17 protein-coding genes are annotated in these 22,115 nt (G+C 56.1%); 15 read left to right on the top strand and 2 right to left on the bottom strand.

Going from position 1 to position 22,115, the window contains the following annotated elements; genetic code table 11:
- The 5 genes from WCC56_RS19575 to cobA all read left to right on the top strand — a co-directional run.
- Positions 1-341: ABC transporter permease (locus tag WCC56_RS19575; RefSeq protein WP_424693992.1), on the top strand; the 341-nt coding region annotated here is incomplete at its 5' end.
- Complete coding sequence (locus WCC56_RS19580) at positions 341-1,123, top strand: ABC transporter ATP-binding protein (RefSeq protein ID WP_424693993.1); 783 nt, start codon at positions 341-343, stop codon at positions 1,121-1,123. The genes WCC56_RS19575 and WCC56_RS19580, both read left to right, overlap by 1 nt.
- Positions 1,124-1,133: 10 nt before the next feature.
- Positions 1,134-5,210 carry a nitrite reductase large subunit NirB gene (gene nirB / locus WCC56_RS19585; protein WP_424694006.1) on the top strand — a complete coding sequence of 1,359 codons (4,077 nt, stop codon included), beginning with the start codon at positions 1,134-1,136 and terminating at the stop codon, positions 5,208-5,210.
- Complete coding sequence (locus tag WCC56_RS19590; RefSeq protein WP_424693994.1) at positions 5,207-7,828, top strand: molybdopterin-dependent oxidoreductase; 2,622 nt, start codon at positions 5,207-5,209, stop codon at positions 7,826-7,828. Before nirB ends, WCC56_RS19590 begins: the two co-directional genes overlap by 4 nt.
- Positions 7,829-7,840: 12 nt before the next feature.
- Positions 7,841-8,680, top strand: a complete 840-nt coding sequence (gene cobA, locus WCC56_RS19595) for a uroporphyrinogen-III C-methyltransferase (protein WP_424693995.1) — start codon at positions 7,841-7,843, stop codon at positions 8,678-8,680.
- A gap of 7 nt (positions 8,681-8,687) precedes the next feature.
- Here cobA and WCC56_RS19600 read toward each other — a convergent pair whose 3' ends face one another.
- Positions 8,688-9,479 (bottom strand): DeoR/GlpR family DNA-binding transcription regulator, encoded by a 792-nt coding sequence (locus tag WCC56_RS19600; protein WP_424693996.1) that lies wholly within the window; start codon positions 9,477-9,479, stop codon positions 8,688-8,690.
- A gap of 373 nt (positions 9,480-9,852) precedes the next feature.
- Here WCC56_RS19600 and WCC56_RS19605 point away from each other — a divergent pair, with 373 nt between their 5' ends.
- The 10 genes from WCC56_RS19605 to WCC56_RS19650 all read left to right on the top strand — a co-directional run bounded on the left by WCC56_RS19605 (position 9,853) and on the right by WCC56_RS19650 (position 20,750).
- Positions 9,853-10,659, top strand: coding sequence for a transketolase (locus tag WCC56_RS19605; protein ID WP_424694007.1), 807 nt, complete (start codon positions 9,853-9,855; stop codon positions 10,657-10,659).
- Positions 10,659-11,576, top strand: a complete 918-nt coding sequence (locus WCC56_RS19610; RefSeq protein ID WP_424693997.1) for a transketolase family protein — start codon at positions 10,659-10,661, stop codon at positions 11,574-11,576. The genes WCC56_RS19605 and WCC56_RS19610 overlap by 1 nt, the downstream gene beginning before the upstream one ends.
- A gap of 12 nt (positions 11,577-11,588) precedes the next feature.
- A complete protein-coding gene (locus tag WCC56_RS19615) occupies positions 11,589-12,386 on the top strand; it encodes a GolD/DthD family dehydrogenase (protein ID WP_424693998.1) in 798 nt (265 codons plus the stop codon).
- A 76-nt stretch (positions 12,387-12,462) separates the two neighbouring features.
- Positions 12,463-13,398 carry a D-ribose ABC transporter substrate-binding protein gene (locus WCC56_RS19620; protein ID WP_424693999.1) on the top strand — a complete coding sequence of 312 codons (936 nt, stop codon included), beginning with the start codon at positions 12,463-12,465 and terminating at the stop codon, positions 13,396-13,398.
- 55 nt (positions 13,399-13,453) lie between these two features.
- On the top strand, positions 13,454-14,065 hold the full coding sequence (locus tag WCC56_RS19625) for a DUF2291 family protein (protein ID WP_424694000.1): 612 nt from the start codon (positions 13,454-13,456) through the stop codon (positions 14,063-14,065).
- A 9-nt stretch (positions 14,066-14,074) separates the two neighbouring features.
- A complete protein-coding gene (locus tag WCC56_RS19630) occupies positions 14,075-15,625 on the top strand; it encodes a sugar ABC transporter ATP-binding protein (RefSeq protein WP_424694001.1) in 1,551 nt (516 codons plus the stop codon).
- Positions 15,626-15,654: 29 nt separating this feature from the next.
- On the top strand, positions 15,655-16,722 hold the full coding sequence (locus WCC56_RS19635; protein WP_424694002.1) for an ABC transporter permease: 1,068 nt from the start codon (positions 15,655-15,657) through the stop codon (positions 16,720-16,722).
- Positions 16,715-18,229 carry an FGGY family carbohydrate kinase gene (locus WCC56_RS19640; RefSeq protein WP_424694003.1) on the top strand — a complete coding sequence of 505 codons (1,515 nt, stop codon included), beginning with the start codon at positions 16,715-16,717 and terminating at the stop codon, positions 18,227-18,229. The genes WCC56_RS19635 and WCC56_RS19640 overlap by 8 nt, the downstream gene beginning before the upstream one ends.
- 10 nt (positions 18,230-18,239) lie before the next feature.
- Positions 18,240-19,037, top strand: coding sequence for a glucose 1-dehydrogenase (locus WCC56_RS19645; RefSeq protein WP_424694004.1), 798 nt, complete (start codon positions 18,240-18,242; stop codon positions 19,035-19,037).
- Positions 19,038-19,319: 282 nt separating this feature from the next.
- Positions 19,320-20,750 (top strand): YchO/YchP family invasin, encoded by a 1,431-nt coding sequence (locus WCC56_RS19650; protein ID WP_424694005.1) that lies wholly within the window; start codon positions 19,320-19,322, stop codon positions 20,748-20,750.
- Positions 20,751-20,827: 77 nt separating this feature from the next.
- Here WCC56_RS19650 and WCC56_RS19655 read toward each other — a convergent pair whose 3' ends face one another.
- Complete coding sequence (locus WCC56_RS19655) at positions 20,828-21,895, bottom strand: porin (protein ID WP_424694008.1); 1,068 nt, start codon at positions 21,893-21,895, stop codon at positions 20,828-20,830.
- Positions 21,896-22,115: the final 220 nt, after the last annotated feature.

Genomic DNA, 22,115 nt, shown 5'->3' on the forward strand with positions numbered 1-22,115 from the left:
CCGAGGGGGTCAAACGCATCCCTCAGGACTACCTGAACGTGGCGCGGGTGCTGCAACTCTCTGAATTCACCATTATGCGCAAGATCCTCTTTCCAGCCGTGCTGCCTGCCGTGCTGACCGGTGTCCGCCTGTCGATTGGCATCGCCTGGCTGGTGATTGTCGCCGCAGAAATGTTGACCGGCGGCATGGGTATTGGCTTCTGGATCTGGAACGAGTGGAACAACCTTAACGTGCAAAACATCCTGGTAGCGATTGGCATTATCGGTGTGGTCGGGCTGTTACTGGAGCAGGGATTGATGCTGCTCGCCCGTCGTTTCTCATGGCAGGAAGGAGGTCAGTGATGCAACCCATTATTCAGGTACAGCAGGTCAGCCAGCGTTTTACCACCGCGAAAGGCGAGTTCCTGGCGCTGGACAACGTCAGTTTCGATATTCACCCAGGGGAAACCCTCAGCCTGATCGGCCATTCGGGATGCGGGAAATCCACCTTGCTGAACCTGATTGCCGGTCTGACTCAGCCAAGTGAAGGAGTGTTGCTGTGTGATAACCGTGAAATCGCCGGGCCGGGGCCGGAGCGCGCGGTGGTGTTTCAGAACCATTCGCTGCTGCCGTGGCTGACGACGTATGAAAACGTGGCGCTGGCGGTTAATCAGGTGTTCAAAGGGCAAAGCAAAGCCGAGAAACATGACTGGATTGTCCATAACCTGGCGCTAGTGCAAATGAGCCACGCCCTGACAAAGCGCCCTGGCGAATTGTCTGGCGGCATGAAGCAGCGCGTCGGCATTGCCCGGGCGCTGGCGATGAAACCGAAAGTCCTGCTGATGGATGAACCTTTTGGCGCGCTGGATGCGCTGACTCGGGCACGACTTCAGGATGCGGTGATGGCGATCCAGCAGAAGCTGAATACCACGATTGTGCTGATAACCCATGACGTGGATGAAGCGGTGCTGCTTTCCGACCGGGTGATGATGATGACCAACGGACCCGCAGCCACGGTGGGCGAAATCCTCAACGTCGATCTGCCACGCCCGCGTTCAAGGGTCGCGCTGGCCGATGAGCCGGGTTATCACCATCTGCGTCAGCAGGTGCTGCATTTCCTTTACGAAAAACAGTCGGCGGCCTGAGGAGCGAATGATGGCGGAGCATCTGCTGGTGATCGGTAACGGAATGGCGGCCATGCGCATGGTGGAAACGCTGTGGCAGCTGGCGCCAGACCGTTACCGCATTACCGTGCTGGGGAGAGAGCCGCACGGGAATTACAACCGTATCCAGCTTTCCCCGGTGCTCAGCGGGGAGAAGTCCTTTGCTGACACGTTGCTCCATTCGCCTGAATGGTACAGCCAACGAGGCATCACGCTGTTAAATGGCGAAGCGGCGCTGTCGCTGGATCTTCCGACCAAAACCGTGCAGACAGAAAAGCGCCAGCTGAGATGGGATCAGCTGGTGCTGGCCAGTGGATCAACCCCTTCGATGCCTGCCATTCCCGGTATTGACCTGCCACACGTAAGCGGCTTTCGCAAGCTGGCCGATGTGGAGCAGATGCTGGCAAATGAGGGGCCGGTGGTGGTGTTGGGCGGCGGCCTGTTAGGGATTGAAGCCGCTGCGGCGCTTCGCCTGCGTGGACGCTCAGTCACTTTAATGCACCGCAACGGCTGGCTGATGGACCGCCAGTTAGATGCAAAAGCCGGGCATCTGCTGGCGAAGGCCCTCGCCGGACGTGGAATGACCTGCCTGGTCAACAGCGGGATCAAACGTATCGACAGGCAGTTTGTCACCCTGGCCGATGACAGCCAGCTTGCCGCTTCACTGGTGATTGTGGCTGCCGGAGTGAACCCCGCGATCGAGCTGGCGAAGCAGGCAGGCATCCCCTGCAAACGCGGTGTGCTGGTGGATCGTCAACTTCGCACCGCGCAGCCTCAGGTCAGTGCTGTAGGTGAGTGTTGTGAGATTGACGGTGAAACCTTCGGCTTAGTCGCGCCTTGTCTGGCTCAGGCCATTGTGCTGGCGCACCGTCTGGCTGGTTCGCCGAGGGCCGATTTTTACAGCGAAGAAAATGGCACCCGCCTCAAAGTGACCGGTATTGAGGTATTTAGCGCCGGAGAGATTGTCCAGAGCCCGGAGATGACCTGCGCTGAGGCTTTTGACCCGATTGAAAACCATTATCGCCGTTTGTTTTTTCGCGATGACCGACTGAGCGGCATCCTGCTGTATGGCGACACCCGTGATGCCGCGCCTTTGCTGTCCCTGATGCAAAGCGGCAGGCAGAGCACTGCTTGCGTGCTGATCCACCCGACTAACCCAGCGCAGCCTGAGGCTGCAGGAAGCAACGAAATGAGCAAACCCACTTTAGTCGTTATTGGCCACGGCATGGTTGGCCACCATTTTCTTGAGCAACTGGTCGCGAAAAACCTGCATCAGCAGTATCACATTGTGGTGTATGGCGAAGAGCGCCACGTGGCTTATGACCGCGTTCATCTTTCCGAGTATTTTGCCGGTAAAGGCCATGCAGAACTGTCGCTGGTGAGCGAAAACTTCTTTGCCGATCACGGTATTGAGCTGCGCACGCATCGTCCGGTAGTGGCTATCGATCGGCAGCGGCGTTGTGTTCGTGAGGCGAGCGGCCATGAAATGAGCTGGGACAAACTGGTGCTGGCAACGGGGTCCTTTGCCTTTGTGCCGCCGATTCCCGGCAATGATGGCGCCGGTTGCTTTGTTTATCGCACGCTGGACGATCTGGATGCTATCGCCGCGAAAGCGCAACATTCACGGAAAGGCGTGGTGATTGGCGGCGGTTTGCTGGGACTGGAAGCCGCCAACGCGCTGAAACAGCTTGGCCTGCAAACAGAGGTGGTGGAGTTTGCCCCCAGGCTGATGGCCGTTCAGTTGGATGAGGGTGGCGCTGGCATGCTGCGGCGTAAAATTGCCGCGTTGGGCGTTCAGGTTCACACCAGCAAAGCCACGCAATCTATTGAAACCCTGGAAGATGGCACGCTGCGGCTGAACTTTGCCGACCAAAGCACGCTTGAGACCGATCTGGTGCTGTTTTCCGCAGGGATTCGCCCACGCGATCAGCTGGCAGCAGAAGCCGGGCTGACGCTTGGCGCAAGGGGCGGCATTGTCGTTGATGGCCGCTGTACCACGTCGGATGCCGATATTTTTGCCATAGGGGAGTGTGCGCTGTGGAATGGGCAGATTTTCGGTCTGGTGGCACCTGGCTATCAGATGGCGAGAGTTGCGGCGGCGGCACTGGCCGACGAAGCCGCGCAGTTTAGCGGGGCCGACATGAGCACCAAACTGAAACTGCTTGGGGTGGAAGTGGCGTCGTTCGGCGATGCGCATGGTCGTACCGCAAACAGTCAGAGCTACAGCTGGCACAACGAACCGCAGGAAATCTACAAAAAAATCGTTATCTCAGAAGATGGCAAAACGCTGCTGGGTGGCGTGCTGGTGGGCGACAGCAGCGATTACAGCACGTTGCTGCAAATGATGCTGAACCAGATGGCACTGCCTGCACAGCCTGAAATGCTGATCCTGCCACAGAGTGAAGGTGCACCGATCAAAGCACTTGGTGTGGCGGCACTGCCTGACAGCGCGCAGATTTGTTCCTGTCATAACGTCTCGAAAGGGGAGGTGTGTTCGGCTGTTTCTGCGGGCTGTGGCGATATGGCTGCACTGAAAAGCTGCACCAAAGCGGCAACCGGCTGCGGCGGCTGTTCCGCGCTGGTCAAACAGGTGATGGAGTTCCAGTTAGCCAGCCTGGGCGTAGAGGTAAAGAAAGATATTTGTGAGCACTTTGCCTGGTCCCGTCAGGAGTTACACCATCTGATCCGCGTGGGAGAAATTAAAACGTTCGATGCGCTGCTGGAAAAGCACGGCCACGGCCTGGGATGTGAAGTCTGCAAACCGCTGGCAGGGTCGCTGCTGGCTTCCACCTGGAATGAGTACCTGCTGAAGCCGCAACATCTGCCGCTGCAGGACACCAACGATCGTTACTTTGCCAATATTCAGAAAGACGGGACTTACTCCGTGGTGCCAAGAGTTCCGGCTGGCGAAATCACCGCCAGAGGACTGATTGCTATTGGTCAGGTGGCTGAGCGTTACAACCTGTACAGCAAAATCACCGGCGGCCAGCGCATCGATCTGTTTGGGGCCCGGTTGGATCAGCTTCCTGCTATCTGGGAAGAGCTGCTGGCTGCGGGATTTGAAACCGGTCATGCCTACGGTAAATCCTTACGCACGGTAAAATCCTGCGTCGGCTCAACCTGGTGCCGTTATGGCGTGCAGGATTCAACCGGCTTCGCCATCGATCTGGAAAACCGCTACAAAGGGCTGCGCGCGCCGCACAAAATTAAAATGGCGGTATCAGGCTGTACCCGCGAGTGTGCGGAAGCACAAAGCAAAGATATCGGGGTGATTGCCACTGAAAAAGGCTGGAATCTCTATGTTTGCGGCAACGGCGGTATGAAGCCTCGCCACGCGGATCTGTTCGCCAGCGATCTGGATGATGCCACGCTGATCCGCTATGTCGATCGCCTGCTGATGTTCTATATCCGCACGGGCGACCGCCTGCAACGCACCAGCGTGTGGATGGATAACATGGAAGGCGGGCCGGCGTATCTTCGCCAGGTCGTAATTGACGATTCGCTTGGCATTGCCGCTGAACTGGAGCAGGAGATGGCCAGAGTCGTGGAGACCTATCAATGTGAATGGCAGACCACGCTGGCCAACCCCGATCGCCTGGCGTTATTCCAGCCAACACTGAACAGCAGCCAGCCCGATGAAACGGTGCGCTGGGAGCATGAGCGCGGGCAGATCCGCCCGGCGAGCGATGCCCGACAGCAGACAGTAGCCAGTGAAATCCTGCCATGGACAGAAGTGTGCCTGCTGGACGAGATCCCGCCACAGGCCGGTATTGGCGCACGTTTTGCCGGGCAACGCATCGCGTTGTTCCGCCTGAATAATCAGGTGTTTGCCCTCGATGATAACGAGCCGGGCACTCAGGCCAGCGTGCTGTCTCGCGGTATTTTGGGCGACAGTGCAGGTGAGCCGATGGTGGTCTCACCGATTTATAAACAGCGCTTCCGCCTGCGCGACGGTCATGCTCTGGATAACAGTGGAGTGGCGGTGCGAAGCTGGCCGGTGAAAGTGGAAGGAGGACGGGTGCTGGTTGCCAGTCCTGAAGCGGTGCTGCTGCAGGCAGAAGCCTCATGAAAACCACCTGTCCTTACTGTGGTGTCGGCTGCGGAGTGGAGGTGCTTCCGCAAGCCGAGGGAGGTTGCCAGGTGAGCGGCGACAAAACCCATCCGGCGAATCTCGGGCGGCTGTGTGTTAAGGGCGCAGCGCTGGGCGAAACGCTGGGGCATGAGGGCAGATTATTATATCCGCAGGTCGACGGCGTGCAGGCCAGCTGGTCTGAGGCCCTGGATGAGGTGGCGAAAAGATTACAGCAAGTGATCGATCAACATGGGCCGCAGGCGGTGGCTTTTTATGCCTCCGGTCAGTTGCTGACGGAAGATTATTACGTAGCCAACAAGCTGATGAAAGGCTTCCTCGGCGTGGCAAATATCGATACCAACTCCCGGTTATGCATGGCGTCGGCGGTGGTCGGTTATAAACGCGCGCTGGGCGCAGATGCTGTCCCTTGTTGCTATGAAGACTTTGACTCTGCCGATCTGGTTATCCTTGTGGGCTCCAATACTGCCTGGGCTCATCCGGTTGCCTGGCAGCGGCTGGTTCAGGCTAAAAAGAACAGGCCTGCGATGAAGGTGGTGGCGATTGACCCACGCAGAACCGCCACCGGCGAAATGGCCGACCTGCATCTGGCGCTGAAACCCGGCAGCGATGCTGCGCTGTTTAACGGCTTGTTGCGCTGGCTGGAAGAGCAGCAGGAGAGTGATCCTGAGATGCTCCCACACCTGAATGGGCTTGAAGAGGCGCTGGCAGCCGCTGCCGGGTGGACGCTCGCCAGAGTAGCCAGTTTCTGCGAGTTAACTGAGGCCGATGTGCTGGCGTTTTATCGCCTGTTTATCGCTTCACCAGCGGCGCTGACGCTCTATTGCATGGGCATTAACCAGTCGACCAGTGGCAGTGACAAGTGCAACGCGCTGATCAACGTCCATCTGGCGAGCGGTAAAATCGGCAAACCGGGCAGCGGCCCTTTTTCGCTGACCGGGCAACCAAATGCGATGGGCGGCAGGGAAGTCGGTGGACTTGCAAATCAACTGGCGGCGCATATGGGCTTTGCAGCTGAGGACGTTGACCGGGTGCAACGCTTTTGGCAAAGCCCAGGCGTGGCAGACCGCCCCGGTTTAACAGCAGTGGAGTTGTTTCAGGCTGCCGGTACGGGCGAGATTAAAGCGCTGTGGATCATGGGCACCAATCCAGCCGTGTCATTACCGGATGGCAGCGCAGTCATGGCGGCTTTACAGAAGTGCCCGCTGGTGATTGTCTCTGACGTTTGCGCTCAGACCGACACTACGGCTCTGGCTGATATTCTGCTTCCCGCCCAGGGATGGGGGGAGAAAAATGGCACAGTCACCAATTCTGAACGTCGGATTTCCCGCCAGCGCGGCTTTATCGCCCCGGCCGGGGAAGCAAAGCCCGACTGGTGGATATTGGCTCAGGTTGCTAAACGCCTTGGGTTTGAACAGGCGTTTAACTGGCAGCACCCAGCGGAGATATTCCGTGAACATGCCGCCTTATCAGGATTTGAGAATCAGGGGCAGCGAGCGTTTGATATCAGCGGGCTGGCAGCACTGGATAATCAGCAGTGGGATAAACTCGCCCCCGTTCAGTGGCCGGTCAATCCGCGTTTTCCAACCGGGTGCGCCAGATTGTTTACTGACAGACATTTCTTTCATCAGGATGGCAAAGCCCGGCTTATCCCAATCACGCCTCGTTTGCCCGCGGCTCAACCGGACGCAGACTATCCGCTAATAGCCAATACCGGGCGGATCCGTGACCAGTGGCATACCATGACCCGTACCGGTTCGGTTCCCCGGTTGATGCAGCATTTCAGTGAGCCCTTCTGTGAATTACACCCAAAAGATGCGCTGCTGTACCGAATCCGAGAGGACGATTTGGTGCGGATTCAGTCTGCGCGCGGCTGGATCATTTGCCGGGCAAAAATCAGCGAAGGCCAGTTGCCGGGCAATGTCTTTGTGCCGATGCACTGGAACCGCCAGTTCTGTAGCCAGGGCAGCGTGGATGCGCTGATTGCTCCACTGGTTTGCCCTGACTCCGGGCAGCCTGAAAGCAAGCAAACCGCCGTGCGTATTCGCCGCTGGAAGAGTGACTGGCAAGGGGCCTTGTTTCTGCGGGAAGCGGCGTCGCTGGGGAAAGAGGTGTGGTGGGCAAAAATCCCTCAGGCAGGCGTAATTCGTTACCAGCTGGCAGGAACGGGGGAACCCGCTGAGTGGTTAACCTCCAGTGGGTTGCCAGAGGGTCTGCAACTCCAGACGGCACAAGCTGAAGGGGAGTATTTCCATCTGCTTGGCTGGCAAGACGGACGCGTTGTGCTGGCTTTTTACAGCAGCAGCCAGCGCCAGCCGGCGATTGATCCTCAAGCGATTACCGCCGCATTTTCTCAGCCTCCGTCCACTGCCGCTGGACGTTTTGCTTTGCTTGCCGGTCGCGCACTCTCAGGCGACAGCAGCGGTAAGACGATCTGCAGCTGTTTTGGCGTGGGGGAAAATACGATTGCCGCCGCCATTACCTCAGGCTGTTGCACCACGGAAGCGCTGGGCTTGAAGCTAAAGTGCGGCACCAACTGTGGCTCCTGTATTCCTGAACTTAACCAACTGATTGCCCGTGCGCAGTCGGCAGCCTGAGCGAGAGACACTATGACAACACAAATTGCAGGTCTGGATAAATTGCTCTCCGGCGATCTCCAGCAGGATCGTAGGGGTTCAGTATGGCTGGTAGGTGCCGGGCCAGGCGATGTGGACCTGTTGACGGTAAAAGCGCTGCGGATGATCCAGCAGGCGGAAGTGGTGGTGTATGACCGGCTGGTCAGTCAGGAGATTCTGGCGCTTATTCCGCCCACCGCGCTGAGTATCGATGTGGGTAAAACACCCGGTTTTCATGGGCTGAAGCAGGCGCAGATCAACCAGCTGTTGGTGGAACTGGCCTCAGCCGGACAGACGGTAATCAGACTGAAAGGGGGCGATCCCTTTATCTTTGGGCGCGGGGGTGAAGAGATGACCTGCGTGCAGGAAGCCGGTATTGCCTGCCACATTGTGCCCGGCATCACCGCGGCAACGGGTTGCGCTGCGGCTACCGGCATTCCTTTGACCCACCGTGATATGGCTCAGTCGGTGCGTTTTATTACCGGTCATGGGAAAGACGGCAAGCCCCAGCTGGACTGGTACAGCCTGAAAGATCCCCGCCAGACGCTGGTGTTTTATATGGGGCTGACCTGGTGCGAGGCATTAAGCGAACGCCTGATCGCCTTCGGCCGTGAGGCGGAAACACCGGTCGCGATTATTGAGCGTGGCACCCGTGCCGATCAGCGAGTGTCGCTGACCACTTTGCAGCAGTTGGCCGTCACTGTTGCCCGTGAAAAACCGCAGTCTCCTGCCTTGCTGATTGTGGGCGACGTCGTGCGGCTTTATCGCGGTAATCTGGCAGGCACTGAGCCAGTGCTCAGTACGGCCAGTCGGGCTGCAAGCCTGGATCGGTAAGTTCAGGCTAGCGGGCAATCAGGACTTTCACACCCAGCGCTTCGAAGGCTTCAATCGACTCTGGTGATATCCCTTTATCGGTGATCAGGTACTGAATGTTGCTCCAGTCACAGGGCAAAGCAAACATCGACACTTTGTCGATCTTGCTGGAGTCGGCCACCACATACACCGTGCTGGCGGAGCGGATCATCGCGCTTTTGACTTTGATATCGGTTTCGCTGGGGAAGCTCAAGCCCAGCTTGGGTGAAATACAGGCGGTGGCAAGAAACAGTTTCTCCGCCAGCACGTTCTCAAAGAAGCTGGCCGCTTTCTCCCCGGAAGTGGAAAGCGTAGGGAATTTGAAGGTGCCACCGGTCAACAGGATATTCACCCCCGGCTCGCCGCCCAGCATCAGCGCGATATTCACCGCGGTGGTGACCACCGACAGTTTATTGATATGCCCAAGATGGTGCGCGATTGAGGTAGTGGTGGTGCCGGAATCGAAAATCACCGTGTCGCCATTTTCGATATGCTGCGCTGCCAGCCGCCCAATCGCATCCTTCTCATCGAGATGAGTCTGCCGTTCCAGCATCAAAGCGCCGGTATTTTGCTTCCCGGTCATCAAGGTGGCACCGCCATGATAACGCTGGACATATCCCTCTTTCTGCAAGACGCGGAGATCGGTACGGAGAGTGGCTTCGGTCAGGCCGAAGGCTTCCGTCAACATCTTCACCGAGACCGTGCCATCTTCCCGGATCATCTCTAAGATTTTTTCCCGCCGTTGCTGCATGTCGGCTAATTGTTCGCTTTTGCTTTTCAACCGAAACTCTCCCTTCATCCGCTGAACGGGTGAAAACCCGCGCCAGACCTGCTGTTAAAGCAAATATTACCTCTGCATTCGATTGAATGCGAGTCTATCGTTCACCCTTTTCGTTTTCGTTCGAAAGTATTGGTGCGGTAATGCTATTGATTTTAAACATAATTTTAGCATTATCGTCCCTAAGGATAGTCTGTATTGAAACGAGATTACTGATAAATCAATGAGTTAAATTTTCGATCTGCTTTTGTTTGAAATTTGATCTACCCCACAATATGCTTATAAACGATAGCGTATATTTTTATTCGAAAACGAATGAGCCGCAGGACTGCCACTTCGCTATCCGGCCAGCGGCGTTACAGACGAAGAGGTAATGATGGACTTTCAGGCAATCAAACAGACAGCGCGTCAGGCCCGGCGTTATGTCCTGCAAATGAATCATCGGGCGGGGAAAGGGCATACCGGCGCCGACCTCTCAGAGGTAGACATCATCTGTACGCTGTTTATGGGGGTGATGGATCGCAGTGCTGAGCGTCCGGATCAGGATCGCTTCATTCTGTCGAAAGGCCATGGTGCTGGCGGACTGTACTGCAGCGCGGCGGCAATGGGGCTGATTGACCCGTCCATTCTTGACCAGTTTATGGGCGACGACACCTTACTGGCAGGCCACCCGGTCAGGCAAAAGCTACCGGAGCTGGTTGAAATTAACTCCGGTGGTCTGGGGCACGGTTTGCCAATCGGCGTTGGCCTGGCACTGGGGAACAAACTCTCTGGCATGGGTCACCGTCGTGCGTTTGTGCTGCTGGGTGACGGTGAACTGGCTGAGGGCTCGAACTGGGAAGCGGCAATGTCCGCCAGCAAGTTCAAACTGGATAACCTGATTGCCATTGTTGACCGTAACCGCCTGCAGCTGGCAGGAAAAACCGAAGACATTATGCCACTGGAACCGCTGGCGGATAAATGGCTGGCGTTTGGATTTGAAGTGCTGGAGTGCGACGGCCACGATCCGCAGGCGATTGCTGAAGCGGTAAACAAGCCGTCGACCGGCAAACCAAGGGTGATCCTTGCCAATACCGAGAAGGGCCACGGCATCTCCTTTATGGCCAACGTCCCGGCCTGGCACCACTCGGTGCCTAATGATGAGCAGCTGGCCCTGGGGCTGGCAGAGCTGGAGGAAGACTAATGCAAGACTTACGCGACGCAGTCATCGCCACGCTGGTAGATGAACAGAATAACGGGGCGAACCTCAGCGTGATGGTCGCTGACTCCACCTCAACCTCAAAAATTGCTCCTTTTGAAAAAGCATTTCCTGACCGGGTGATCAACGTCGGGATCGCTGAACAAAACATGGTTGGCATGGCAGCAGGAATGGCACTGAGCGGGCGCACCGTGTTTACCGCCAACGCCGCCCCTTTCCTGTTTGCCCGCTCCAATGAGCAGGTGAAAAACGATATTTGCTACACCGAAACCAACGTCAAAATGTTGGGCCTGAACGCCGGTTTTGCCTACGGTCCGCTGGGTGCCACTCACCACTGTACCAATGACATCGCCATTGCCCGTACCTTCGGCAACCTGCAGGTTTTTGCACCAGCCGATGCCGTGCAGGCCAGCGCCATTGCTCGCTACGCCATTCAACACACCGGCCCGGTTTACATCCGCATGGACAGTGACAAAGTGCCTGTGCTGCACGCCGAAGATTACCAGTTCATTCCAGGTAAGCCTGAAGTGCTGCAAGAGGGCAAAGAGACCGTGGTGTTTTGCATGGGCACGCTGGCGCATGAAGCGCTGGCCGCGAAAGACGACAGCATCACCATCGTTTCTCTGCCTTCGCTCTGGCCGCTGGATGAAGCCGCTGTCGTCAAACTGATTAGCGCTCATCAGCAGGTTATTACCATGGAAGAGCATTCACTGAGCGGCGGTCTGGGCAGCATTATCGGCGAGATCCTGCATAAACATGCGCTGCGTCAGCGTTTCACCGCGCTTGGCATCCCGGCTTACGAATTTACGCACAGCAGCAGCCGCGCTGCGCTGCGCAGCCAGTTCCGCATCGATGCTGAAGGCTTACGTACCACCTTGCAACATGTTGTCGCCGCCGCCTGAGGAGAGCCGCTGATGAGCAATGAATATGATGTCAATCTGCGTTATGGCGTGGATATCAATATGGACCTGAGTGGCAAAGTCGCGGTAGTCACCGGCGGACTGGGCGGCATCGCTATGGCCACCAATCAAATGCTGCTGGAAAAAGGCGCCAGTCTGGCGCTGCTATATCCGGCATTTGAAGAGAGCAAAGTCAGCGACGTTGCCGGGCAGTTTGATGCCACTCGCGTGCAGTTTGTGCAGTGTGATGTGACGGACCCGGCCTCAGTAGAACAGGCAATTTCCCAGGTAGAAGCGCACTACGGTCATCTCGACATTTTGGTCAACTGTGCCGGTTATGTGATGTTGCAACCGGTGCTGGAAACCGAGTTTGAAGAGTGGCAAAAGCAGGTCGCCGTCAACCTTACGGGGCCGTTCCTCTGCTCGCAGGCGGTGGCAAAACGCATGGTGAAAGCCGGCAAAGGCGGAAAAATCATTAATATCGCCTCGCAGGCGGCCTCGATCGCTATCGATAACCATGTGGCGTACACCTCAGCCAAGGCCGGGTTATTAGGCATGACCAAGGTGATGGCTAAGGAGTTCGCGCCGTACAAAATTAATGTGAATACCCTCTCTCCGACCGTGGTGCTGACACCGATGGGCGAAAAAGCCTGGCGGGGAGAAAAAGGTGAGGCCATGAAGCAATTAATCCCACTGGGACGCTTCGCCTACACCGACGAGATTGCCGCCGCGGTGCTGTTCTTTGCCAGCAACGGGAGCGACATGATCACCGGCGCCGATCTGATGATCGATGGCGGTTTTACCATTTGGTAGTACTTCGCCCAGACCAGAGAGTAGTCCGAACGCAATACCCTACACGCTGTACCTACAATAATGAGAGAACATCACTATGAACATGCGTTTAACTGTATTAGCCGTTGCCACAGCCTGCACCTTCTCCCACGCGGCGCTGGCAGCCGATAAAGGCACCATAATGATTATGGTGAACTCGCTGGATAACCCTTATTACGCCTCAGAAGCGAAAGGGGCCAACCTGAAGGCGCAGGAGCTGGGCTACAAAACGTCGGTGCTTTCTCACGGCGAAGATGTGAAGAAACAAAGCGAATTGATTGATGCCGCTATCGGTAAAAAGGTGCAGGGCATTATCCTCGATAACGCCGACTCTACCGCCAGCGTTGCCGCCATTCAGAAAGCAAAAGATGCCGGTATTCCGGTGGTGTTAATCAACCGCGAAATCCCGGTCGATAACGTTGCACTGGAGCAGATTACCCACAACAACTTCCAGGCCGGTTCTGACGTAGCCAACGTCTTTGTCGAGAAGATGGGTGAGAAGGGCAGCTATGCCGAACTGACCTGTAACCTCGCAGACAATAACTGTGTGACCCGTTCCAAATCTTTCCACCAGGTCCTCGATCAGTATCCCGACATGAAAAGCGTTGCACGCCAGGATGCGAAAGGCACCCTGATCGACGGCAAACGCATTATGGACAGTATTCTGCAGGCTCACCCGGACGTGAAAGGGGTGATCTGCGGGAATGGCCCGGTTGCGCTGGGCGCGATTGCTGCACTGAAAGCCGCTGGCCGTAACGATGTGATTGTGGTCGGCATTGATGGCAGCAACGACGAACGTGACGCGGTGAAAGCCGGCACGCTGAAAGCCACCGTGATGTTGCAGGCTCAGGCTATCGCCGCGCAAGGTGTGACCGATCTGGACAACTTTATCCAGAAAGGCACCAAACCTGAGAAGCAGCGTGTGATGTTCCGCGGCATTCTGATCAGCCCGGAAAATGCCTCCAAAGTTCAGGACTTCAATTTTAAATCCTAAGTCGTTGTTGTCGTGATACTGCTGCGCCCCTCACGGGGCGCAAAGGAGAGAAATTATGTCCAGGCGAGTCTGGCTGGCAATCGCTGCGTTAGCCCTTGGCGGCTGTCGCATTGTGTCGCAACAGGAATTAGCCGACCTGAAAAATCCACCCAATCCGGCGATGGCGAATGTCACTGACACTTATCAGCAGAAGATCGTGCCGCAGGTGTTAAATGACGCCAAACCGCTCGGTGAAGTGATGAAAGACCTGGCCGCGGCTAAGGATATCGACAGCGCCTGTAAGCAGTTTGGTTACCGCAGCCAGGAAGAGAATCCCTGCGTGTTTACCGTAAAGGTTAACGGCACCGTTTCAGCAGTGAACACCACCTCACGCAGCGGCAAAATGACGGTGAAAGACGTCAGCGGCCAGGACGTGGTGGTGCAGATTGGCCCCATCATTCGTGGCACCGCCCTGCGTGATGTCTACAAAGGTGCCAGCTACCAGGACTTCAATGACCAGGTGTTGTTTGGTGACTACGGCAAAGCGATCAATACCCTGGCGTCGAATGAAGTGAAAAAACTTCAGCCGAAAGTGGGCGATCGTGTGGAAGTGGACGGCGTGTTCAGCAGCTGGGACGTGCCGCAAACCGCACCGGATGTCACGCCGGCCCGTGTTGTCCGTCAATAGGAGCAGATCATGGCGCACACAGAAGCGGATCTCCTGACCCCGTCCAGCGGACAGTCGGAAGTGATTATCGAAACCCGCAACGTCTCGCGTATTTATCCGGGCGTTACCGCGCTGGATTCGGTGGACTATCGCGTTTATCGCAACAAGGTCAATGTGCTGATCGGCGAAAACGGCGCGGGCAAATCCACCATGATGAAAATGCTGGCTGGCGTGGAAGTGCCCTCCTCAGGACAAATCCTGCTGGACGGCGAACCTGTGTCACTGCACACCACGCAGCAGGCAGAGAAACACGGCATCAGCATTATTTTTCAGGAACTGAACCTGTTCCCGAACATGAACGTGATGGACAACATCTTCATCGGCAACGAATTTTTCCAGCGCGGAGTGATCAACGAGAAATACCAGTACCAGCTGGCGAAAGCGCTGCTGGAGAGGCTGGAGCTGGATGTCGATCCTTATTCTGCGCTTAACGAACTGGGGATTGGTCATCAGCAGCTGGTGGAGATCGCCCGTGCGCTGTCGAAGGACACTCGCGTGCTGATTATGGATGAGCCGACTTCGGCGCTCAGCCAGTCAGAAGTGAAGGTGCTGTTTAACGTGATTGAGGCGCTGAAGCGTCGTGGCGTCACCATTATCTATATCTCGCACCGGCTGGAAGAGCTGATGGAGATTGGTGACCATATCACCATTTTCCGCGATGGCCGTTTTATCAGCGAGCGTGAAGTCTGCGATGCCAGCGTGCCGTGGATCATCGAGCAGATGGTAGGCGACAAGAAAAAGCATTTTGATTATCAGGCCGCCGAACAGGGCGAACTCGTGTTGAACGTCAACGGCTTAACGGCGCTGGCGCAAAACGGCGGTTACAAGCTTAACGACGTCAGCTTCTCGCTGCGTAAAGGCGAAGTGGTGGGCATTTATGGCCTGTTAGGCGCCGGACGCACTGAGCTGTTTAAAGGGCTGATTGGCCTGATGTCCTGCCAGAGCGGCAGCGTCACGCTGAACGGTGAATGCCTGGACAAGCGTAACTTCCAGTATCGTCTTAAGAAGGGCATTGCGCTGGTGCCAGAAGATCGTAAAGGCGAGGGCGTGATCGAGCTGATGTCGATCAAAACCAATATGACGCTCAGTGACCTGAGCCTGAAAGGGTTCCGCCGTGCGCTGAACCTGCTGCATCCGCAGAAAGAAGAGAGTCGGGTTAACGAGATGATCGAGCGTCTGGCTATCAAAGTCAGCGATGTCGAACTGCCGATCACCTCGTTAAGCGGGGGCAATCAGCAGAAGGTTGTCCTTGGCAAAGCCTTGATGACCGGCCCGGAAGTGGTGCTGCTGGATGAGCCTACGCGCGGCATTGATGTGGGCGCCAAAACGGACGTTTATCACCTGATTGGGTCGATGGCCCGGCAGGGACTGGCAGTGATGTTTTCCTCTTCGGAGTTGGATGAGGTTATGGCGTTGGCCGACCGGATTCTGGTGATGGCCGATGGAAAAATTACCGCCGATTTACCCCGGGCTGAAGCCACCCGCGAGCGGCTTATCACGGCTTCTACTCCACATGATTAGCTTGCGCCCCGGGCGTTGAGGAACAGACCATGAACCAGAAATATTTGCTCTATATGTATTTGCTGAAGGCCCGTACGTTTATCGCATTGCTGATCGTTATTGGCTTTTTCAGCGTGATGGTGCCGAACTTTTTAACCCCGTCTAACCTGCTGATCATGACGCAGCACGTCGCGATCACCGGGCTGCTGGCGATTGGGATGACGCTGGTGATCCTGACGGGCGGCATCGACCTTTCCGTTGGCGCAGTCGCCGGGATTTGCGGCATGGTAGCGGGCGCGCTGTTAACTAACGGCCTTCCTCTGTGGGGCGGTCAGGTGCTGTTCCTGAACGTGCCTGAAGTTATCCTGGTCGTCACCCTGTTCGGTATCGTCGTGGGCCTGATCAATGGCGCGGTCATTACCCGTCTGGGTGTCGCTCCCTTTATCTGTACGCTGGGCATGATGTATGTCGCTCGCGGTGCTGCCCTGTTGTGGAATGACGGCAGCACCTACGCCAATCTGGTGGGGATGCCGCAGTTGGGCAATACCGGCTTCGCTATCCTCGGCTCGGGCAGCATTTTAGGGGTTTATATCCCGATCTGGATGATGGTGGGCTTGCTGCTGGTGGGGCTGTATATCACCCGTAAAACGCCGCTAGGCCGCTACATCTACGCCAGTGGCGGTAACGAGTCTGCTGCACGTCTTGCCGGTGTGCCGATCATCAAAGTGAAAGTGTTTGTCTACGCCTTCTCCGGTCTTTGTGCGGCGCTGGTAGGGCTGATTGTAGCTTCCCAGCTGCAAACGGCCCATCCAATGACCGGTAACATGTTTGAGATGGATGCCATCGGCGCTACGGTACTGGGCGGAACGGCGCTGGCTGGGGGCCGTGGCCGCGTATCGGGTTCGATTATCGGGGCTTTCGTTATCGTCTTCCTTGCCGACGGCATGGTGATGATGGGCGTCAGCGACTTCTGGCAGATGGTGATCAAAGGTCTGGTCATTGTGACTGCCGTAGTGATTGACCAGTTCCAGCAACGCCTGCAGAGCAAAGTGGTGCTGATGCGTCGTCACGAAAAAAAGCAGGCGGCCGCGCCGCTCTCTGAGGTGAGTCATGGCTAGAGAGCTGATCATTGCGCTGGATGAAGGCACCAGCAATGTTAAAGCGGTGGCAATTGATGCCCGTGGACAGGTAGTGACTAAAGCTTCGCGCCCGCTGACGGTGGACACCCCACAGTCAGGCTGGGTGGAGCAGGATGGCATGATGCTGCTTAACGCTTCCCTTACCGTGGTCAGGGAAGTTATCCAGAGCGTTGGTGAGAACCGGGTTGCTGCGCTGGCTATCAGCAATCAGCGTGAAACGGCGATGGGTTGGGAGCGGGCAACGGGCAAACCTGTCGCGCCGGCGCTAACCTGGCAGTGTTCCCGCTCTTCCGCATTTTGCGAGCAGCTAAGACGCGATCATCAGGATGAGCTGATCCGCTCGGTGACCGGCTTGCCCATTGCGCCGCTGTTTTCTGCTTCGAAAATGCGCTGGTTGCTGGATAACATCCCGGAGGGGGCGGCAAGGGCGGCAAACGGTGAGATCTGCCTGGGCACCATCGACACCTGGCTGCTGTGGCATTTTACCGGCGGTAAGCAGTTCCGCTGTGATACCTCCAACGCTGCACGCACTCAACTTCTTAATCTGCAAACCGGCGAGTGGGATGAAGCCATGCTGGCGCTGTTTGGCCTGCCTCGCGAAGCCTTGCCTGAAATTCGCCCCTCCAGCGGCCTGTTTGGCACCACGCGGGGCTTGAGTGGCATTCCTGATGGATTGCCGATTATGGCGATGGTTGGGGATTCCCATGCGGCTTTGTATGGTCACGGTCTGGGCCAGGCTGGCGGAGTGAAAGCCACTTACGGCACCGGATCTTCTGTCATGGCTCCGCTGCTGACGCCAGATACCAGCATTACGCAACTGGCCACAACCGTAGCCTGGCATGACGGTGAGCGAATGGTTTACGGGCTGGAGGGGAATATCCCCCACACCGGAGATGGCGTAGCCTGGATGGCACAGGCGACAGGTCTGACCGATGGCAAAGGGCAGGTATTAAGCCGTGCGCTGCACGAACTGCCTGCCAGCATTGAGTCAACGCTTGGCGTCTATTTTGTGCCCGCGCTGACCGGAACCGGTGCGCCGTGGTGGGACGATCAGGCTCGTGGTGTGATTTGCGGGCTGAGTCGGGGCGTTACGCCAGCGCATTTGATCCGCGCCTCGCTGGAAGCCATTGCTTACCAGATTGCTGATGTGATCACTTCTATGCGCCAGCATCCCGATTTCCATCTGCACACGCTGATGGTGGATGGCGGTCCGACGCAAAACCCGTGGCTGATGCAGTTCCAGGCCGATCTGCTTGGCTGCCCGGTAGCGCGCAGCAGTACGCCGGAGCTTTCGGCACTTGGCGCGGGGTTGCTGGCAAGGCGAGCGCTGGAACAACTGAACGATAGCCAGCTGAGTGCGCTATTACCTGAACACGATCAGTGGCTGCCAGACGAAGCACGTCATCAGCAGCTGATCCAGAGTTGGCAAGGCTGGCGTGAGGCGGTACAGCGCACGCTCTGGCAGCCTGCTGCCCAAACCCATTAAGGAGAACAGAATGAAGCGTAATTTTCAGGGTAAAACGGTGGTGATCACCGGCGCCTGTCGGGGCATTGGGGCCGGTATCGCAGAGCGTTTCGCCAGCGACGGTGCCAATCTGGTGATGGTCTCCAATTCTGAACGGGTGTTCGAAACCGCTGAAAAAATCCAAGCGGCTCACGGCAGTGAAATTCTTGCGTTGCAGGTTGATGTGACGGATGAAGAGCAGGTGCAACATCTTTACCAGGAAGCAGCTTCGCGCTTTGGCACTATTGATGTCTCGATTCAAAATGCCGGCGTGATCACCATTGATACCTTCGACAAAATGCCAAAGTCGGACTTCGATAAAATTCTGTCGGTGAACACCACTGGCGTCTGGCTGTGTTGCCGTGAAGCGGCGAAATATATGGTCAAACAGCAGTCTGGCAGCCTGATTAACACCTCCTCAGGCCAGGGACGTCAGGGATTTATTTACACGCCGCACTATGCCGCCAGCAAAATGGGCGTGATTGGCATTACCCAAAGTCTGTCGCAGGAACTGGCACCGTGGAATATCACCGTTAACGCTTTCTGTCCGGGCATTATCGAGAGTGAGATGTGGGATTATAACGACCGGGTGTGGGGAGAGATCCTCAGCACGGACGAGAAGAAATATGGCAAGGGCGAACTGATGGCCGAGTGGGTGCAGAATATCCCGCTTAAGCGAGCAGGGCAGCCGCAGGATGTGGCAGGGCTGGTGGCCTTTTTAGCGTCCGATGATGCGCGGTACATCACCGGACAAACCATCAACGTTGATGGCGGCTTAATTATGTCCTGAGGTCCGGTTACTCGTTGCCAGACCGACCAGTCAATCCGGCCGCACCCAAAGTGTGGCCTTTTAATTTATTGAGTAGCTTACCGCGAATTATTCCCTTTCCCGTCACTTAACTCTCCTCCCGAGGGTCGCTAGTTACCGGGATGATCTGGAGACAATCCGATCAACCAGGAACCATCCGACTCGCGCTCACCGGCGTATTACGTTACCCTTTGATTAGATTTGTGATCTGTCTTACGTTTTTCACTGATAAAAACTGTATTGCCGCTGGCAATCAATGAGGTTATGACAAAATTTCACCCCATTCGCTTCTTTAGCGGTGCCCTGGTGCTGTTTCTGGCCGGAGGTGCTGACCATTATGCGCAGGCGCTGACCACGGAGACCCGTGTGGCCGATGCGCCGTTCGATGATCCCGCGCGTTTCAGTCAGTCGTTGCCAGATTTAGGCACTGAGGCAACGGATGACAGCGTGTGGGAGAAACGTGTAGCCCAGGCGATGAAAACCATTGGCGAAGCCAGTATGAGCAGCGACGACGATCAGTCTCTGGGCAACGAAGCCGGACAGTGGGCATTCAATCATTTCCGCGACGAGGCAGCCAAACGGGCCGAGACGGAAGGGCAGCAACTCCTCTCACCTTATGGCCGTGCCAGCCTGTCGCTGATGGTGGATATAAACGGCGACTTTTCAGGCACTTCCGCGCAGCTGGTTACGCCCTGGGCGGACAACTACCGTTATCTCACTTTCAGTCAGCTAGGCATTGAACAGACGGATTACGGACTGGTTGGCAACGCCGGGCTTGGTCAGCGCTGGAAAGCCGGTAACTGGCGGGTTGGTTATAACGCCTTTGTTGATCAGATGTTTGAATCCAATCAGCAGCGTGGTTCGTTGGGGGCCGAAGCCTGGGGCGATTATCTGCGTTTCTCAGCCAACTATTATCAGCCGCTTTCTGGCTGGCGCAATGATACCAGCCAGAGCGAGATGAGAATGGCGCGCGGCTATGACATCACTACTCAGGGTTATCTGCCGTTTTACCGCCAGCTGGGTGTTTCTTTAAGCTACGAGCAATATCTGGGTGACAATGTCGATCTGTTTAACAGCGGCACGCTTGGCACCAATCCTGCGGCAGTTGAGCTGGGCGTCAGCTACACGCCGGTGCCGTTGTTTACCGTCACCGCGAGCCACAAAACGGCGGACACGGGTGAAACGCAGGATCAGTTCGGTCTGAAGATGAACTACCAGATTGGTGTAGCGCTGAGTAAACAGCTTTCGGCAGATAATGTGGCGGCAACACGCTCATTGAGTGGCAGCCGCTATGACACGGTGAACCGCAACAATACGCCGGTGATGGAATTCCGCCAGCGTAAAACGTTATCCGTGTTCCTCGCTACGCCGCCGTGGCAGGTACAGCCAGGGGAAACCTTGCCGTTAAAATTGCAGATCCGCAATGCTAATGCGATTAAAGCGATCAGCTGGCAGGGAGATACTCAGGCGCTGAGCCTGACACCGCCAGCCAGCAATACGGATACACAGGGCTGGAGCATCATTATCCCGGCCTGGGACAGTTCAGAAGGGGCGAGCAATGAGTATCGTCTTTCGGTCACGCTTGAAGACAGCAAACAGCAGCGTGTTACCTCTAACTGGATCACGCTTAAGCTGGTGGCTCCGGTAAGCCTGCAGGGAAGTCAACCCAATCAGTTCGATTTAATGGCGCCTTGATCCAGAGCGAGATCAGAAAAAAAAGGGCCTTCCAAAGGTAGACACAGGCGGAAGGCCCCAGGGTAATTCAATCAGGTTCAGAACTGGTAGGTCAGCCCGATGGCGGTAATGTCATCGTTTGGCAGGCCAAGCGGATTATTGTCTTTCAGCAGGTTGATGCGGTGCTCTACGTAAGCCACCATATTCAGGTTCATAAAGTATTTCGCGCCAAAGCTGGTGTATTTATGCAGGTCGGCGCTGCCGATATCTTCAATATCTTTAGCGCGTGAGGCGACATACGCCAAAGAAGGACGTAAGCCGTTCAGGAATTGATACTGAGCAACGGCTTCAAGGTTTTGGGCCTTGTTGGCAAAGCCTCCGCTGATCGGGGTTGCATTGCGAGTTTCCCCGTACATGGCGGCCAGATAAAACTGGTTCATGTCGTATTTAACCGCGGTTGACCAAAGCTCGGCACGATCTCCTTTCCCGCGCCCGGCATGGTTCTGGGCGAGGGTGCGATCAACACTGGCGTAAGCCGCTACCAGGCTCACACCCGAGTCGCTGTTCCAGCCCACTGAGGTGGCATAACCCTCACCGTTCGCCCGGCCAATACTGTCGCCCGTGGCGCGTTCATTTTTGCCCTGATACTGAACAGCCACCTGCAGGCCATCAACCATGCCCATCAGGTTAGACGTCCGCCAGGTGGCTACACCCCCTGCGCGGCTGGAGAGGAAGACGTCGTTATGGGCAGAGTCACCGCCAAATTTTGGCAGCACATCGGTGTAGGCCAGCGCATCATAAATCAGACCAAAGTTACGGCCATAATCCAGGCTGCCGTAATCACCGAACTTAAAGCCAGCAAACCCCAGGCGGGTTTTATTGCCTTTTTGCGCGCTGTCGTCCTCTGGATTATTCAGCTTGAACTCATGCTCAAACATGCCGTAGCCGGTCAGCTGGTCACTGATTTGGGTTTCCCCCTTAAAACCCAGGCGGGCATAGCTGTCATCACCGTGTTGGTTGTCGTTTGCAGAGAAGAAGCGGGCGACATCAACTTTTCCGTTGATATCCACTTTGTTGCCGTCTTTGTTAATCATTTCAGCTGCGTGAATACTGCTGATCCCCATCAGGGAAGAAATGGCCACTGCTACGAATTTCATTTTCATTATTTGAACACCCTGTTCATTTTAAGACGCACGCTTGCGTCGACTCAGAAAATGCCATGAAGTTTGCAGTCGGACACACTAAATATATGTAACAATATGTAAATGGTAATTTTAGGTCGCTTGTTTGATGTTGTATTCTCTATTTATTGATTAGTATATATCTTATATTTGGTGCGATTTTTACGTAGTGAATTCAATTAAATAACTGATTTAATTGGTTTTA

Source organism: Erwinia sp. (assembly GCF_049696395.1).
GTDB lineage: Bacteria > Pseudomonadota > Gammaproteobacteria > Enterobacterales > Enterobacteriaceae > Erwinia.